Here is a 16,241-nt window from a genome sequence, read left to right as displayed (position 1 = left end):
ACAACCAACAGGAGGTCGCATGTTGCAGCGTATTTTCCGGCTGATCATCGGGCTTGCAGCCATGACGACCGGCTGCGCAGCGGCGGCCCAGTCCAAGCCGCCACGGCCTGCCCTGGTCGCCGCGGATCTGCGCCCGCATCAGAGCCTGGATGGCGCGTGGCGCTGGTCGATCGACCCGTACCGCGATGGGTTCGCGGGATTTCACGGCGGTGAGCCAGGTCCGAGCGCGCGCCGGTGGCAGGATCGCACGATCGCCGACGTCGAGCGCGGCGACCCGCGTGCGCTGTTCGAGTTCGATCTCCAGCGCTCGCCGATCGCCCAGCTCCCGGCTTCGTGGATCGGCCACGCGCCCGAGATGCGGCTCTACCAGGGCCTTGTCTGGTACCAGCGCAACTTCGAGGCTGCAGCACCCAAGTCGGGCCAGCGCACCCTGCTGCGCTTCGGCGCGGCGGACTACACCGCCCGCGTCTATTTGAACGGCAAGGAGATCGGCCGCCACTCGGGCGGCTTCACGCCGTTCGCCTTCGACGTGACCAAGGCCCTGCGCGCCGGCACAAACCAGATCACCGTCGCGGTCGATTCCGCGCGCACCGACGCCGATGTACCGCCCCCGGTCACCGACTGGGAGACCTATGGCGGCATCACGCGCTCCGTCACTCTGGTCACCGTGCCCGACACTTATGTCGACGATGCCTGGATCCGCCTGACCAATGATGGACGGATCGCCGCGACCGTGCGCCTCGACGGCCTCAACCAGGCCGGCCGCACCGTGCGCGTCCGCATCCCTACGCTCGACCTCGAGTTCGAAGGCACCACCGACGCCCGCGGTGTCTGGACCGGCAGCGCCCCCGCCCCGAAGACCCTCAAGCGCTGGTCGCCCGAGGCGCCGACGCTGTATGACGTTCTCGTTGAGTCCGGAGCAGACACGCTGACCGATCATATCGGCTTCAGAACGATCGAAGTGCGCGGCGACGAGATCCTGCTCAACGGCCACTCGATCTTCCTGCGCGGCATCTCGATGCACGAGGAGGAACTGGGCAAGAACCCGGTGCGCGCGATGACACCCGCCGCCGCCCGCGCCCTGCTCACGGAGATCAAGCAGGGGCTCAACGGCAACTTCGTCCGCCTGGCGCACTATCCCCACAGCGAAGTGGTCACGCGCCTCGCCGACGAGATGGGCCTGCTCGTGTGGAGCGAAGTCCCGGTCTATTGGCGCGTCGCCTGGGACAACCCCGAAACGCTCGCCGCCGCCCGTGCGATGATGTCGGAGAACATCACGCGCGACCGCAACCGTGCCTCGATCATCCTGTGGAGCGTCGCCAACGAAACCCCGGTCGGCGAGGCGCGCAACAAGTTCCTGCGTACGCTGATCGGCGACGTCCGCGCGCTCGACGACAGCCGCCTGGTCACTGCCGCGTTGCTCAGCCGACGCGAGGGCGACGTGTCGACCATCGACGATCCGCTGATCCCGGATCTCGATGTGCTCGCGATCAACACGTATAACGGCTGGTATTCGGACGACCGCCTGGCAAAGCTGCCGAACATCAGCTGGCGCTCGCCCGCGACCAAGCCGCTGATCTTCTCCGAATTCGGCGCCGACGCGCTCGCCGGCTATCACGACACCGGCGCCGACCCGCACAAGTTCAGCGAGGAATTCCAGGCCGAATATTACCGCCGCACGCTGGAGATGGCCGCCAAGGTGCCGTTCCTGCGCGGCATGAGCCCGTGGATCCTCAAGGACTTCCGCTCGCCGCGCCGCCAGCACCCGGTCTACCAGCAGGGCTGGAACCGCAAGGGCCTGATCTCGGAGACCGGTGCCCACAAGGCCGCGTTCGACGTCTTGTCGGAGGACTATCGCCGCCGTGCCGAAGCCAGTGCCAAGCTGAACGCACAGCGCGGTGACAAGGCGGACGACAGCCGCAAAGCGCCCGCGTTCTGAGCTACCGAACCAGCGTGAGCGGCACGCGTTATATCGAGTGGCCCAACACTGCGACGGCAGAGAGATCGGCAGAACAAAGCTTATTGCTCCTGCGAACGATTTGCAGATATAATCACTGGCAAAGCGAATCCCGGGTTGCCGAGGCTCTATAATGGGCCTAAGCCGCCCCCGTTCATGGACGCCCATGCGCGTCCGTGCGGTTGCTTTACGGAAGCAGGAGAGTTCATTGGCCCGCAAGAAGATCGCGCTTATCGGCGCCGGCAATATCGGCGGCACGCTCGCCCACCTCGCAGCACTCAAGGGTTTGGGCGACATCGTCCTGTTCGACGTGGTCGAAGGCGTTCCCCAGGGTAAGGCGCTCGATCTCAGCCAGTGCGGGCCCGTCGAGGGCTTCGACGCCAAGATCATCGGCACCAACGACTATGCCGACATCGCTGGCGCCGACGTGATCATCGTCACCGCCGGCGTCGCCCGCAAGCCGGGCATGAGCCGCGACGACCTGCTCGGCATCAACCTGAAGGTCATGAAGGCCGTTGGCGAAGGCATCGCCGCCAACGCGCCCGACGCGTTCGTGATCTGCATCACCAACCCGCTCGACGCGATGGTCTGGGCGCTGCGCGAATTCTCCGGGCTCCCGCACCACAAGGTTGTCGGCATGGCCGGCGTGCTCGACTCGGCGCGCTTCAGCCACTTCCTCGCCGAGGAGTTCAAGGTTTCGGTCAAGGACGTCACCAGCTTCGTGCTCGGCGGCCATGGCGATACGATGGTCCCGGTGATCGAATATTCGACCGTCAGCGGCATCCCCGTCCCCGACCTGATCGAGATGGGCTTCTCGACTCAGGAGCGCATCGACGCGATCGTCCAGCGCACCCGCTCGGGCGGCGGCGAGATCGTCGGCCTGCTCAAGACCGGCTCGGCTTTCTACGCCCCAGCCACCTCGGGCATCGCCATGGCGGAGAGCTATCTCTACGACCAGAAGCGCGTCCTGCCCGCAGCGGCGCACCTCACCGGCCAGTATGGCGTCGACGATCTCTATGTCGGCGTACCGGTGATCATCGGTGCCGGCGGCGTCGAGAAGGTCGTCGAGATCAAGCTGACCGACGAAGCCAAGGCCAATCTCACCGTGTCGGTCGACGCGGTCAAGGAACTGCTAGTCGCCTGCAAGGGCATCGACGAGAGCCTGGCGTGATCCGGCGCCGATCCGGCACGTGCATGCTTGTAGCGGTGGCACTCGCCGCCGTCTGCGTCGGCGCGCGTCCGGCATCGGCGCAGCTCTACGGCCCGATTACCGATCCAGCGCCGCTGGTCGACAGCTTCGGCGCGACGTGCGGAGCCGGATTCCCGGATTTGGCGCGCGTCGCCGAGGCGGCCAAAGCCGGCGGGTTCATCGAGCGCCAGACCTCGATTCCGTCGGGCAGCAGCCTCAAGCCCGGCACCGTATTGCCGCGCATGTTTCAGAAGGCCGAGTTGATGCTCAGCCTGTACCGACCCGGTCCGGCGTTTCCCAAGGCACCACTCAGCTGCCAGATCTCGGCGCAGGCCAAGGGCAAGCCCGACGTGCGCGCCTTCGCGGCGCTCGCGGCGGGCCGGCTGGCGCTCCCCGCGCCCGTCTGGACCGGCAAGGGCGACGATCTCACCGCCGAATGGCCCTCGGGGGCCGGGCAAATTATTCACCTAAACATCAGCCGCTACGGAAAGGTGCGTTCCTTCTCCATGCAGCTGCGAACCATAGGAAGCCTGCGCTAATGAGCATCCTCGTCGACAAGAATACCAAGGTCATCACGCAAGGGATGACCGGCAAGACCGGCACTTTCCACACCAAGGCGGCGCTGGAGTACGGCACGCAGATGGTCGGCGGCGTGACTCCCGGCAAGGGCGGCACGACGCATGAGGAACTGGGCCTGCCCAACTTCGACACCGTGGCAGAAGCGGTCGAAAAGACCGGCGCCACTGCGTCGGTGATCTACGTTCCGCCCCCCTTCGCGGCGGATTCGATCCTGGAAGCGATCGACGCCGAAGTGCCGCTGATCGTCGCGATCACCGAAGGCATCCCGGTGCTCGACATGGTTCGCGTCAAGCGCGCCCTCTCGGGTTCCAAGTCGCGCCTGATCGGCCCGAACTGCCCCGGCGTGCTGACGCCCGGCGAGTGCAAGATCGGCATCATGCCCGGCAGCATCTTCTCCAAGGGCTCGGTCGGCGTCGTGTCGCGTTCGGGCACGCTGACCTATGAGGCGGTGTTCCAGACCACCAATGCGGGCCTGGGTCAGACCACTGCGGTCGGCATCGGCGGCGATCCGGTCAACGGCACCAACTTCATCGACGTGCTCGAGCTGTTCCTGGCCGACGACGCGACCACTTCGATCATCATGATCGGCGAAATCGGCGGCGACGCCGAGGAGCAGGCCGCGCAGTTCCTGATCGACGAGGCCAAGCGTGGCCGCAAGAAGCCGATGGCCGGCTTCATCGCGGGCCGCACCGCGCCTCCGGGCCGTCGCATGGGCCATGCCGGTGCGATCGTGTCGGGCGGCAAGGGCGATGCCGAGAGCAAGATCGCGGCGATGGAAGCCGCCGGCATCCGCGTCGCGGCATCTCCGTCCGAGCTCGGCTCGACGCTGGTGGACGTGCTCAAGGGTTGAAATGGATGAACCTCCTTCCTTGATGGGAGGAGGCTGGATGAGGGCGAGCGGGCACGAGCCGCGATCTCGCCCTCACCTTCCCAGGCTTCGGCTTGGGCCTCCCTCTCCCATCAGGGGAGAGGAGAAGCGAGGATGAAGACAATGGGCTACGAAGGCCTGGATTTCGAGCAGATCGCCGGCGGGGTAAGCCCCGCCTTCATCGAAACGCTGTACCGCCGCTACAAGGCCGATCCCACGGGTATCGAGCCGCAGTGGCAGCAGTTCTTCGAAGGTCTCGAGAACAGTGCCTCGGGCCCGAGCTGGGCCAATCCGCGCTGGCCGCTGAGCGACACCGACGCGCTCACCGCCGGTCTCGATCCGACCCAGATGGAGCCTGCGCCCAAGCCCGCCAAGGGCGGCGCGCCCAAGGCTGCCCCCGCCCCGGCGGCGGCGTCCGAGGCTGACATCGCCAAGGCTGCCGGTGACTCGATCCGCGCGATGCTCCTGATCCGCACCTACCGTGTGCGCGGGCACCTCGCTGCCGATCTCGATCCGCTGGGCCTCGCCCGCCAGGATCTGCCGGCCGACATGACGCCGGAATATCACGGCTTCACCAGCGCCGATCTCGATCGCCCGATCTATCTCGGCGGAACGCTCGGCCTGGAAAAGGCGACCGTGCGCGAGCTCGTCCAGATCCTGCAGGCGAATTATTGCGGCAAGGTCGGCCTTGAGTACATGCACATCGCCGATGTCGAGGAGCGCCGCTTCCTCCAGGATCGGATGGAAGGCAAGGACAAGGAGATCACCTTCACGCCCGATGGCAAGAAGGCGATCCTGTCCAAGGTGATCGAAGCCGAGCAGTGGGAAAAATTCCTCGGCAAGAAATATGTCGGCACCAAGCGGTTCGGCCTCGACGGCGGCGAATCGATGATCCCGGCGATGGAATCGATCATCAAATATGGCGGCCAGCTCGGCGTCCGTGAGATCGTCTATGGCATGGCCCATCGCGGCCGCCTCAACATGCTCACCAACGTCATGGAAAAGCCATACCGCGTGCTGTTCCACGAATTCGCCGGCGGATCGGCGAACCCCGAGGATGTCGGCGGTTCGGGCGACGTGAAATATCACCTCGGCACCTCCACCGACCGCGAGTTCGACGGCATCAAGGTGCATATGTCGCTGGTCGCCAACCCCTCGCACCTCGAGGCAGTGAACCCGGTCGTGCTCGGCAAGTCGCGCGCGCTGCAGACGCTGCGCAGCGACCTGGAAGAGCATGAGCAGGTCCTGCCGGTGCTGATCCACGGCGACGCGGCGTTTGCCGGCCAGGGCATCGTCTGGGAATGCCTCGGCTTCTCGGGCATTCGCGGTTACAACACCGGCGGCTGCGTCCACTTCGTCATCAACAACCAGGTCGGCTTCACGACGAGCCCCCAGTTCGCGCGCTCCTCGCCCTACCCGTCCGACGTGGCGAAGGGCGTCCAGGCGCCGATCCTGCACGTCAACGGCGACGATCCCGAAGCCGTGACCTTCGCGACCAAGGTCGCGATCGAGTTCCGCCAGAAGTTCAAGCGCGACGTCGTGATCGACATGTGGTGCTATCGCCGCTTCGGCCACAATGAAGGCGACGAGCCGAGCTTCACCCAGCCGCTGATGTACGCCAAGATCAAGAGCCATCCGGGTGTCAGCGAGATCTATGGCAAACGCCTGATCTCCGAAGGCGTGATCGACCAGGGCTTCGTCGACGAGAAGACCAACCAGTACAACACGCTGCTGGAAGGCGAGTTCGAGGCGGGCAAGTCCTATTCGCCGAACAAGGCGGACTGGTTCGCCGGCCGCTGGTCGGGCCTGTCGGCCCCGGCCGATCCCGAGAGCGCGCGTCGCAGCGTCGATACCGGCATCGAGCAGAAGCTGTTCGACGGTCTCGGCCGCACGCTGACCACCGTTCCCGAGGGTCACGAGATCCACAAGACGCTGGGCCGCGTGATCGAGGCGAAGCGCGAGATGTTCCGCTCCGGCGCGAACTTCGACTGGGCGACCGGCGAGGCGCTGGCGTTCGGATCGCTGCTGTCGGAAGGCTTCGGCGTCCGCCTGTCGGGCCAGGATTCGGGCCGCGGCACTTTCTCGCAGCGTCACGCCGTCTGGGTCGATCAGAAGACCGAGGCGAAGTACGTGCCGCTGACGACGATCCCGCACGGGTCGTTCGAAGTGCTCGACTCGCCGCTCAGCGAATATGGCGTGCTCGGCTTCGAGTACGGCTATGCGCTGGCCGATCCCAAGGCGCTGGTGCTGTGGGAGGCGCAGTTCGGCGACTTCGTCAACGGCGCCCAGATCATGATCGACCAGTTCATCGCGTCGGGCGAATCCAAGTGGCTGCGCGCCAACGGCCTCGTGATGCTGCTGCCGCATGGCTATGAGGGCCAGGGGCCCGAGCATAGCTCGGCGCGTCCGGAGCGCTTCCTCCAGCTGTGCGCCGGCGACAACATGCAGGTCGCCAACGTCACTACGCCGGCGAACTACTTCCACTTGCTGCGCCGGCAGATGCACCGCAATTTCCGCAAGCCGCTGATCCTGATGACGCCCAAGTCGCTGCTCCGCCACAAGCTGGCGGTGTCGAAGACCGAGGATTTCCTGGGCGACAGCCATTTCCACCGGCTGCTCTCGGACCCGAAGGCGCCGATGGATGGCGAGGTTCGCCGTCTGGTGCTCTGCACCGGCAAGGTGGCCTACGACCTGATGGAAGCGCGCGACGCCGCGGGCGACCAGAACACCGCGATCGTTCGCGTCGAGCAGCTTTATCCCTTCCCGGGCGAGCCGCTGATCGCGCGCCTGAAGCGGATGACCAACCTCGAAGAGGTGGTCTGGGCGCAGGAAGAGCCGAAGAACAACGGCTATTGGACCTTCGTCGAGCCGTTCATCGAAGCGTGCATGGTCGAAGCCGGCGTTACGCCGCAGCGTCCGCGCTATGCGGGCCGTGCTGCGGCGGCATCGCCGGCCACGGGCCTGATGAAGCGCCACCAGACCGAACAGGCCGCGCTCGTCGCCGACGCGCTTGGCCACAACGTCCGCGAAGAAATTCGCCGGACGCGCAAGAACTAAGACTGGGAACGAGGAAGAAAAGACATGGCAGACGTTAAGGTCCCAGTGCTGGGTGAATCGATCACCGAGGCAACCGTCGGCGAGTGGCTGAAGAATCCCGGCGATCCCGTGAAGGTCGACGAGCCGATCGCCAGCCTCGAGACCGACAAGGTCTCGGTCGAGGTTCCCTCGACCGTCGCCGGCATCATGGGCGAGCAGCTCGCCAAGGTCGGCGACACGGTGGAAGTCGGCGCGGTCATCGCGACGATCACCGAAGGCGGTTCCGCCGCCGCTTCGCCTGCGGCTGCACCTGCGCCTGCTGCGGCTCCTGCTCCCGCCGCTGCGCCGGCGGCACCCGCCGCAATCGCTTCCTATGGCTCGTCCTCGCCCGCCCAGGGCCAGGCGCCGGGCAGCGACGCGGCCGCCGCGCTCTCGCCCTCGGTCCGCCGCGCGGTGCTCGAGACCGGCGTCGATCCCTCGAGCGTCCAGGGCACCGGCCGAGACGGCCGCCTGACCAAGGACGATGTGCTGACCGCCGCGCAGAACAAGCCTGCCGCTGCGCCCGCCGCCGCCGCTGCACCGGCAGCCGCACCGGCGTCGACCGGCGGCCGCAAGGAAGAACGCGTCCGCATGACGCGCCTGCGCCAGACCGTCGCCAAGCGCCTCAAGGAAGCGCAGAACACCGCCGCCATGCTCACCACGTTCAACGACGTGGACATGACCGCGGTGATCGAGGCGCGCGCCAAGTACAAGGACCTGTTCGAGAAGAAGCACGGCGTCCGCTTGGGCTTCATGGGCTTCTTCGTGAAGGCGGCCGTCCAGGCGCTGCGCGACATCCCGTCGGTCAACGCCTCGATCGAAGGCGATGAGATCGTCTATCACGATTATGCCGACATCTCGGTCGCGGTTTCCGCGCCCAACGGCTTGGTCGTGCCGGTCATCCGCGACGCGCAGGATCTGTCGGTCTCGGGCATCGAAAAGACGATCGGCGACTTCGGCAAGCGCGCCAAGGACGGCACGCTCAAGATGGACGAGATGAAGGGCGGTACCTTCACCATCTCGAACGGCGGCGTGTTCGGCTCGCTGATGTCGACGCCGATCATCAACCCGCCCCAGTCGGCCGTGCTCGGCCTGCACCGCATCGAGGAGCGCCCGGTCGTCCGCGACGGCCAGGTCGTCGTCCGCCCGATGATGTACCTCGCGCTCTCCTACGATCACCGCCTGATCGACGGCCGCGAAGCCGTGACCTTCCTCGTCGCGCTCAAGAACGCGATCGAGGATCCGACCCGCCTGCTGATCGATCTCTGAGGACAAGACCATGGCTGAATACGACTTCGACGTCCTTGTCATCGGTTCGGGTCCCGGCGGCTATGTCGCCGCGATCCGCGCCGCGCAGCTGGGCCTCCGGACCGCCTGCGCCGAATCGCGCGAAACGTTGGGCGGCACCTGCCTCAATGTCGGCTGCATCCCGTCCAAGGCGCTGCTGCACGCTTCCGAGCTGTTCGAGGAAGCGCATGACGGCACGCTCGCCAAATGGGGCGTCAAGACCCAGGGGGTCGAGCTCGACCTCGAGGCGATGCACGGCGGCCGCCGCGAAGCGGTCAGGGGCCTGACGGGCGGCATCGAGTTCCTGTTCAAGAAGAACAAGGTCGAATGGCTCAAGGGCCGCGCGAGCTTCCAGGACGCGCACAGCGTCGTGGTCGGCGAGCGCGCCGTCACCGCCAAGAACATCGTCATCGCCACCGGCTCGTCGGTCACGCCGCTGCCCGGCGTCACCGTCGACCAGCAGCGCATCGTCGATTCGACCGGCGCGCTCGAGCTGAGCGAAGTCCCCAGCCACCTCGTCGTCATCGGCGGCGGCGTGATCGGCCTCGAGCTCGGCTCGGTGTGGAAGCGCCTCGGCGCCAGGGTCACCGTGGTCGAATATCTCGACCAGATCCTGCCCGGCATGGACGGCGAGATCCGCAAGGACGCCCAGCGCATCTTCAAGAAGCAGGGCTTCGAGTTCAAGCTCGGCACCAAGGTGACCGGCGCGCAGGCGACCGCCACCGGCGTCACCCTGACCGTCGAGCCCGCCGCCGGCGGCGCGGCCGAGACGATCGAGGCGAGCCACGTCCTGGTCTCGATCGGCCGCCGTCCCAACACCGAAGGGCTGGGCCTCGACAAGATCGGCCTGCAGCTCAACCAGCGCCACCAGATCGAAACCGACCATGACTTCCGCACCGCGGTCGACGGCGTCTGGGCGATCGGCGACGTGATCCCCGGCCCGATGCTCGCGCACAAGGCCGAGGATGAGGGCATCGCGGTCGCCGAGAACATCGCCGGCCTGACCGGCATCGTGAACCACGACGTCATTCCCAGCGTCGTCTACACCATGCCGGAGATGTCGGGCGTCGGCCTCACCGAGGAGCAGGCGCGCGAACAGGGCGAGGTCAAGGTCGGCAAGTTCCCGATGGCCGGCAACAGCCGTGCCAAGACCAACCGCGAGGCCGATGGCTGGGTCAAGGTCATCGCCGATGCGAAGACCGACCGCGTGCTCGGCGTGTGGATGATCAACGCCGTCGCCGGCACCATGATCGCCCAGGCCGCGCAGGCAATGGAATTCGGCGCCACCTCCGAAGACATCGCCTACACCTGCCACGCCCATCCGACGCATTCGGAAGCGCTCAAGGAAGCCGCGATGGGCGTGCTGGGCAAGCCGATCCACGTCTGAGCCCGCTCAAACCGTTCCTCTGTCACCCCGGCCTTGAGCCGGGGTCCCGCTACCTGGATCCGGGAGAAGAAGCGGGATCCCGGCTCAAGGCCGGGATGACATGGTGTAACTGGCCGCGAAGACCCCCCGCTACGCCCGCCGCTCGAGCCGCACCAGCACGATGGTGATTGCCGCCGCCAGCAGAACGGCGAGCCACAAGGCATCCCATTCCCAGCGCCACTGGCTCGCAGCGCCCGAGACCGCTCCGGCCACGAAGCCGATCCACAGCGTCAGATAGGGCACCCAGCCCCAACGGTCGGCATCGCCCATCAGCGCGCCGCCCAGCTTCTGCCCCATCCGCACCAGCGATCCGGTCATGTAGGTCAGCCCGATCGACACCTCGCCGTCGCGCGTGAACACGCCGTTTTCCACGCCCATCGCGCAGGCGAGCAGCAACAGCACCGCCGGGCCGGGGATCACCGCCGCCACGATGGCCGCCGCCAACAGCAGCAGCGTCACCGCCGCCATCACCGCGCCGCGCGCCCGCGCGCCGGTTGCCCGCGCGATCACGCTCGCCGCGATCACGCCGCTCACGAAGCTCAGGATCAGCCCGCCCGCCATCTTCGCGGCATAGGCATCGCCGCTGCCCAAACCGATGCCGAGCCGAGTCGAATTGCCGCTCATGAACGACGCGAAGAACCCGCCCAGGCTGGTGAAGGCGATCGCGTCGACATAGCCGGCCAGCGCCGCCAGCAGCACGGCAACGACGATCAGCGGAGGTTCGGTGCGTTGCATAAGCACATAATGTCCAGTGAGTGGGCGGCTCCTAATGCCGCAGCGGCCCCGCCATCGCCAGTACCGGTTTGACCTGTCCGCGCGCACACGGGAAAAGCGGCGCATGCAAGTCGAAGTCACCACCCAGATCGGCCCCATCCTCCCCTGGCTCGACCTGTTCGGCATCGCCGTGTTCGCCGCCACCGGCGCCCTGTCGGCGACCCGGCGCGCGCAGACCTTCGTCACCGCCGCCTTTTTCGCGCTGATAACCGGCGTCGGCGGCGGCACGGTGCGCGATCTGTTGATCGGCGCGCCGGTATTCTGGGTGCATGATGCCAGCGTCGCGACGATCTGCCTGTCGGTCGCCGTGCTGATCTGGCTCACGCCGGAACATTGGTGGAGCGACCGCAGCTTCGCCTGGCTCGATGCCTTCGGGCTCGCCGCCTATGCCGCGTTCGGCGCGGCCAAGTCGCTCGGCTATGGCATTCCGCCCGTGCCCGCGGCGTTCATGGGGGTGGTCACCGCCTGTGTCGGCGGCATCATCCGCGACATACTGGTCGGCGAGCCGTCGATTTTGATGCGTCCGGAGCTGTACGTAACCGCCGCCGCGCTCACTTCCGCTCTATATGTAACTATGAGCCTGGCCGGGCTGCCGTCGCTTCCCGCCGGGCTGATCGCCGCAGCTGCGGGCTTCGGCCTGCGTGCCGCCGCGATCAAATGGAAGCTTGGCCTGCCTGCCTATCGCGGGCGGCGCTGAGGGCGAAAGCTTTAACGAAACCTTGCCGGGCCCATCCCGGGAATCCCCCGTAGGGAGAGTCCCCGTAAGGAGTTGCAGCGAATAGGCCGGCTCCCGGCGAGCGTTCATAGGTCCTCCATCAGCGCGGCTCGCCGCACGATGAAACAGGGGATCACATCATGTCGAAGACCACGATCGCGCTCGAGGCCGCTGTTGCCGTCGTTCTCGAGAACACGCCCAAGGATGCGCCGCGCACCAACCGCCAGCGCGTCACCGTCGACCGTGCCTTCGCCCAGATCCTCAAGCTGATCGCCCCGCGCATCCGCCACTTCGTCCGCCAGTACGGCCTGGTCGCGCATTTCGACGATGCCGAGCAGTGCTGCGCCATCGCCGTCCACCGCGCGATCGAAGCCTATGACCCCGCCAAGGCGCAGTTCACCACTTTCGTGAACTGGCAGATCCGCGGCGAGCTCCAGAGCCTGCGCTTCCGCCTGATGACCGATCAGCGACCTTCCGCCAAGAAGGTCGAGGCGACCACTGTGTCGCTCAGCGCGCTCGCCACCGGCCCCGACGGCGAGGAAATCTCGCCCGAATCGATGATCGCCGACGACTATGCCCTCGAGCGCACCGAAGCCGCCGCCTCGGACTATCTCGCCGACGGCGCCATCTCGTCGCTGATCGACGCCTATGTCGATCATCTGCGCAAGGTCGGCATCGAAGCGCTCGCCCGCCGTCCCCGTCCCAAGCGCCAGGAAGCCGCGCTGCGCCGCGAAGGCCCGCGCCTCAAGACCGCCACCCACGGCATCGACCCCGCCGAACTCGACAAGCTCGAAGCCAAGCTCGAGCGCGACCGCGAGATCGTCGCCCGCCGCGTGTTCCAGGCTTCCACCCTCGACGATCTGTCGCTGGAAACCGGCGTCACCAAGGAGCGCGTGCGCCAGATCACCAAGCGCGCCGCCAAGACCATCGCCGAGATCGCCGCCGCCGACCCCCGCTTTGCCGTGATGGCCGGGTCCAACCGTTCCGCCGCCAAGTCCCGGCCGGTGGCTGCCACGCTGCTCCCCAATGCCGACCTGCCGCACAACCGTATGGCTACCGTGCGCGCCGTTGAAGCAGCCCAGGCACCCGCAACCCGCATGGTCACCGTGCAGCCCAGCCTGACCCTCAACTAACCGACCCTCCCAAATCCTCCCCGGCACGGGGAGGGGGACCATGCGAAGCATGGTGGAGGGGTTTCACCACGGGCGATGTCCTTAGAGGCAAGCCCCCTCCACCACTCGCTCGCGCGAGCGGTCCCCCTCCCCGTTCCGGGGAGGATTTGCTGGGCCTCTGGCCGCGTTCAAACTGGCAAGCGCCGCGCCATGCCACCCACGGCATCAATCCCGCCGAGCTCGACAAGCTCGAAGCCAAGCTCGAGCGCGACCGCGAGACCGTCGCCCGCCGCGTGTTCCAGGCTTCCACCCTCGACGACCTGTCGCTGGAAACGCCGCCGCCGACCCGCGCTTCGCCGTGATGGCCGGGTCCAACCGTCCCGCCGCCAAGTCCCGGCCGGTGGCTGCCACGCTGCTCCCCAATGCCGACCTGCCGCATAACCGCATGGCTACCGTGCGCGCCGTCGAAGCAGCCCAGGCACCCGCAACCCGCATGGTCACCGTGCAAGCCCAGCCTGACCCTGAACTAACCCGACCCTCCCAAATCCTCCCCGGCACGGGGAAGGGGGACCATGCGAAGCATGGTGGAGGGGGATCACCACGAGCGATGTCGTTTGCGGCAAGCACCGCAGGCGGAAAAATCCTCCCCTGCAAGGGGAGGTGGCACGCGCAGCGTGACGGAGGGGTATCCCGCTACCGGAAAGGGGACACCCCTCCACCACCAGCTACGCTGGCGGTCCCCCTCCCCTTGCAGGGGAGGATTGAGGCAAGCATCGCCGATCAGCGCGGCATCGGAGTCAGCCCCGCACCACCCCCACATCGGCGAACCGCTTCGGCTCCACCGGCGGCACGCGCGGTTCGTTGAGCTCACACTGCCAGATCCCGACATCGATCCACTGGCCATGCTTGTACCCGACCTCGCGGTACACCCCGGCGCGCCTGAACCCGACCGCTTCGTGCAGCTTGATCGAATGGTCGTTGGGCAGCGCGATCGCGCCGATCGCCTGGACGAACCCTTGCGCCCGCAGCGTGTCGATCAACGCCTCGTACAGCAGCCGCCCCGCGCCCTGTCCGCGCGACGCATCGGTCATGTAGATCGAAGTCTCGACCACATAGTGATATGCCGGCCGGTCGCGAAAACGCGTGGCATAGGCATAGCCGATCACGCCGCCTTCCGGGTCGCCGTTGGTCACCACCAGCCAGGGATACAGCCCGTCGCTGGCCGCCATCCGCGCCCGCATCGCGCGCGCGTCGGGCGGATCGGTCTCGAACGACACGGTGCCGGTCAGCACATGCGGGGCGTAGATCGCGGCGATCGAGGCAGCATCCTGGGGCTGCGCGGGCCGGATCGCGATCACAGGCCGAACCGCGCCATGACCAGGTCGAACAGGTTCTGGTCGCCAGCCCGTCCGCCCGCGGGGCCGAAGCCTCCGCATTCCAGGCAGCGCGCCTGCACCGATCCGCCTGCGCTCAGCCGGCGTGCGTCGCCCAGCGCCTGGCCGACCAGCCCGCGCCGCTCCAGCGCGATGCGGGCGTACAGATCGGCGCCGGCGGGCTGCTCGGCCCAATCATCGTCCGAATCGTCCTCGGCGAATGCGTTGGCGAACGCGATCCAGCTGCTCGGTTCCTTCTCCAGATAGGTGGCATGCACCTTGGCCGGGTCCAGATTCGCCCGCTTGGCGGCTTCGTCGATCGCCGCCTGCAGCCCGCCGAACCGGTCGACCAGCCGCAGCTGGTGCGCCACGCCGCCGATCCACACCCGGCCTTGGCCGATCTCGTCCACTCGCTGCGGCGGCAGCTTGCGCGATTCCGACACGCGCTGGATGAAGCGCGCATAGCCGTTGGAGATCCCCGCCTGCAGCACGCGGTCGGTCACTTCGTTGGTGCCGCCGGTCACGTCGGGCTGCCCGGTCATCGGCGTGGTCTGTACCCCATCGGTGGTCACGCCGATCTTGGCGAGCGTGTTCTCGAAGGTCGGGATGATCCCGAAGATGCCGATCGACCCGGTAATGGTGTTCGGCTCGGCAAAGATCACATCGCCTGCGGTCGCCACCCAATAGCCGCCGCTCGCCGCCAGGCTGCCCATCGACACCACCACCGGCAGCCCTTGCGCCTTGGCCTGGAGGACCGCCTGGCGGATCTGCTCGGACGCGAGCGCGGAGCCGCCCGGCGAATCGATCCGCACCACCAGCGCCTTCAGCTTCTTCTCGGCCAGTCCCTTGAGCAGCAGCCCGCTCACGGTGTCGCCGCCCGCGCTTCCCGGGCCCGCCTCGCCATCGACGATCTCGCCGGCCACGGTGATCACGCCGATCGCCTCGCCGCCGGTCGGCAGCGGGTTCGCGGCGAGCCAGTTGCTCAGCTTGATCGCATTGAAATTGCCCGCAGGCTTGCCCGTGGGCTTGCCCGCGATCTCCGCCACGCGCTTGCCGAACGCCAAACGGTCGCCCAGCTTGTCGACCAGGCCGTAGTTCAGATTGGCGAGCGCGATGTCGCCGCCGGTGGTCGCCACCACCTGGTCGGGCTTGGTGAGATAGTCGGCGATCCGCGCCTTGGGACGCGCCGTCGCGACGTTTTGCTGCCACTGCGCCAGGATGCCGCCGTACAGCGCCTGATTGGCTTCGCGCGCCTCGGGCGACATGTCGGCGCGGATATAGGGCTCGACCGCCGACTTGAACTTGCCGACCTTGTAGACGTGCGCGGTAACGCCGAGCTTGTCGAGCAGCCCCTTATAATAAAGCTGGCGGCCGCCCGGGCCGGCGAACAGCGTGCCGCCCATCGGGTTGAGCCAGACCTCGCTGGCGTTGGCGGCGATCAGATAGCCGGCATCGGTATAGCCGGTGGCATAAGCGAGCACCGGCTTGCCGGTCGCGCGAACCCGCCGCACCGCTTCGCCGACTTCCGCGACCGCCGCGGGATAGCCGCCCATGAAGCTGTCCAGGTCGAGCACCACGGCCTTCACGCGCGCATCGCTCTTTGCGCTGTCGAGTGCGCGCAGCACGTCGCGCAGGCGAAGCTGCTTCAGCGCCCGCCGGCCGGTCACGCTCGCCAGCGGATCATTGTCCTCGGGCTGCTCGCTCAGCGTCCCGTTGAACGCGATCACCAGCGCGCCGTCGCGGAGCCCCGCCTTGTTGGGCCGGTGCGACAGCGCCGCGAACAACGCCGTGAAGAACAGCAGCATGAAGACCAGGACCAGGAAGTCCTTGATCCCGACGAGAATTTTCCACGCACCTCGAACGAGCTTCACTTGGCCGTGCTCCAC

13 protein-coding genes are annotated in these 16,241 nt (G+C 67.2%); 10 read left to right on the top strand and 3 right to left on the bottom strand.

Annotated features, from left to right (window positions below; translation table 11 throughout):
* Positions 1-19: 19 nt before the first annotated feature.
* The 7 genes from LZ586_RS14185 to lpdA all read left to right on the top strand — a co-directional run bounded on the left by LZ586_RS14185 (position 20) and on the right by lpdA (position 10,342).
* Positions 20-1,939: a glycoside hydrolase family 2 protein gene (locus tag LZ586_RS14185; RefSeq protein ID WP_235076929.1), complete on the top strand. Its 1,920-nt coding sequence runs from the start codon at positions 20-22 to the stop codon at positions 1,937-1,939.
* A 226-nt stretch (positions 1,940-2,165) separates the two neighbouring features.
* Positions 2,166-3,128: a malate dehydrogenase gene (gene mdh, locus LZ586_RS14180; protein WP_235076928.1), complete on the top strand. Its 963-nt coding sequence runs from the start codon at positions 2,166-2,168 to the stop codon at positions 3,126-3,128.
* Between the two features lie 35 nt (positions 3,129-3,163).
* Positions 3,164-3,685 carry a hypothetical protein gene (locus tag LZ586_RS14175; protein WP_235076927.1) on the top strand — a complete coding sequence of 174 codons (522 nt, stop codon included), beginning with the start codon at positions 3,164-3,166 and terminating at the stop codon, positions 3,683-3,685.
* Positions 3,685-4,575: a succinate--CoA ligase subunit alpha gene (sucD, locus tag LZ586_RS14170; RefSeq protein ID WP_235076926.1), complete on the top strand. Its 891-nt coding sequence runs from the start codon at positions 3,685-3,687 to the stop codon at positions 4,573-4,575. The genes LZ586_RS14175 and sucD overlap by 1 nt, the downstream gene beginning before the upstream one ends.
* A gap of 141 nt (positions 4,576-4,716) precedes the next feature.
* A complete protein-coding gene (locus LZ586_RS14165) occupies positions 4,717-7,650 on the top strand; it encodes a 2-oxoglutarate dehydrogenase E1 component (RefSeq protein ID WP_235079820.1) in 2,934 nt (977 codons plus the stop codon).
* A 24-nt stretch (positions 7,651-7,674) separates the two neighbouring features.
* Positions 7,675-8,937: a 2-oxoglutarate dehydrogenase complex dihydrolipoyllysine-residue succinyltransferase gene (gene odhB, locus LZ586_RS14160; protein WP_235076925.1), complete on the top strand. Its 1,263-nt coding sequence runs from the start codon at positions 7,675-7,677 to the stop codon at positions 8,935-8,937.
* A gap of 10 nt (positions 8,938-8,947) precedes the next feature.
* Positions 8,948-10,342 carry a dihydrolipoyl dehydrogenase gene (gene lpdA / locus LZ586_RS14155; protein ID WP_235076924.1) on the top strand — a complete coding sequence of 465 codons (1,395 nt, stop codon included), beginning with the start codon at positions 8,948-8,950 and terminating at the stop codon, positions 10,340-10,342.
* A 129-nt stretch (positions 10,343-10,471) separates the two neighbouring features.
* Here lpdA and LZ586_RS14150 read toward each other — a convergent pair whose 3' ends face one another.
* Positions 10,472-11,116: a YoaK family protein gene (locus LZ586_RS14150; protein ID WP_235076923.1), complete on the bottom strand. Its 645-nt coding sequence runs from the start codon at positions 11,114-11,116 to the stop codon at positions 10,472-10,474.
* Between the two features lie 103 nt (positions 11,117-11,219).
* On the opposite strand from LZ586_RS14150, the gene LZ586_RS14145 reads away from it, so the two are divergent.
* The 3 genes from LZ586_RS14145 to LZ586_RS14135 all read left to right on the top strand — a co-directional run bounded on the left by LZ586_RS14145 (position 11,220) and on the right by LZ586_RS14135 (position 13,344).
* Positions 11,220-11,852 carry a trimeric intracellular cation channel family protein gene (locus LZ586_RS14145; protein ID WP_235076922.1) on the top strand — a complete coding sequence of 211 codons (633 nt, stop codon included), beginning with the start codon at positions 11,220-11,222 and terminating at the stop codon, positions 11,850-11,852.
* A gap of 158 nt (positions 11,853-12,010) precedes the next feature.
* Positions 12,011-13,003 carry a sigma factor-like helix-turn-helix DNA-binding protein gene (locus tag LZ586_RS14140; RefSeq protein WP_235076921.1) on the top strand — a complete coding sequence of 331 codons (993 nt, stop codon included), beginning with the start codon at positions 12,011-12,013 and terminating at the stop codon, positions 13,001-13,003.
* Between the two features lie 146 nt (positions 13,004-13,149).
* The gene (locus tag LZ586_RS14135) at positions 13,150-13,344 is read left to right on the top strand and encodes a hypothetical protein (RefSeq protein ID WP_235076920.1); all 195 of its coding nucleotides are present in this window, start codon (positions 13,150-13,152) and stop codon (positions 13,342-13,344) included.
* A gap of 435 nt (positions 13,345-13,779) precedes the next feature.
* Here the strand turns inward: LZ586_RS14135 and LZ586_RS14130 are convergent, their stop codons facing one another.
* Together LZ586_RS14130 and sppA are read right to left on the bottom strand one after the other, a co-directional pair.
* Complete coding sequence (locus tag LZ586_RS14130) at positions 13,780-14,340, bottom strand: GNAT family N-acetyltransferase (RefSeq protein WP_235076919.1); 561 nt, start codon at positions 14,338-14,340, stop codon at positions 13,780-13,782.
* The gene (gene sppA, locus LZ586_RS14125; protein WP_235076918.1) at positions 14,337-16,226 is read right to left on the bottom strand and encodes a signal peptide peptidase SppA; all 1,890 of its coding nucleotides are present in this window, start codon (positions 16,224-16,226) and stop codon (positions 14,337-14,339) included. Before sppA ends, LZ586_RS14130 begins: the two co-directional genes overlap by 4 nt.
* Positions 16,227-16,241: the final 15 nt, after the last annotated feature.

It is taken from the genome of Sphingomonas sp. S2-65, from assembly GCF_021513175.1.
Taxonomy (GTDB): domain Bacteria; phylum Pseudomonadota; class Alphaproteobacteria; order Sphingomonadales; family Sphingomonadaceae; genus Sphingomonas.
Note: the sequence above shows the minus strand (reverse complement) of the source record. Positions and strands in the feature narration are given on the sequence as shown.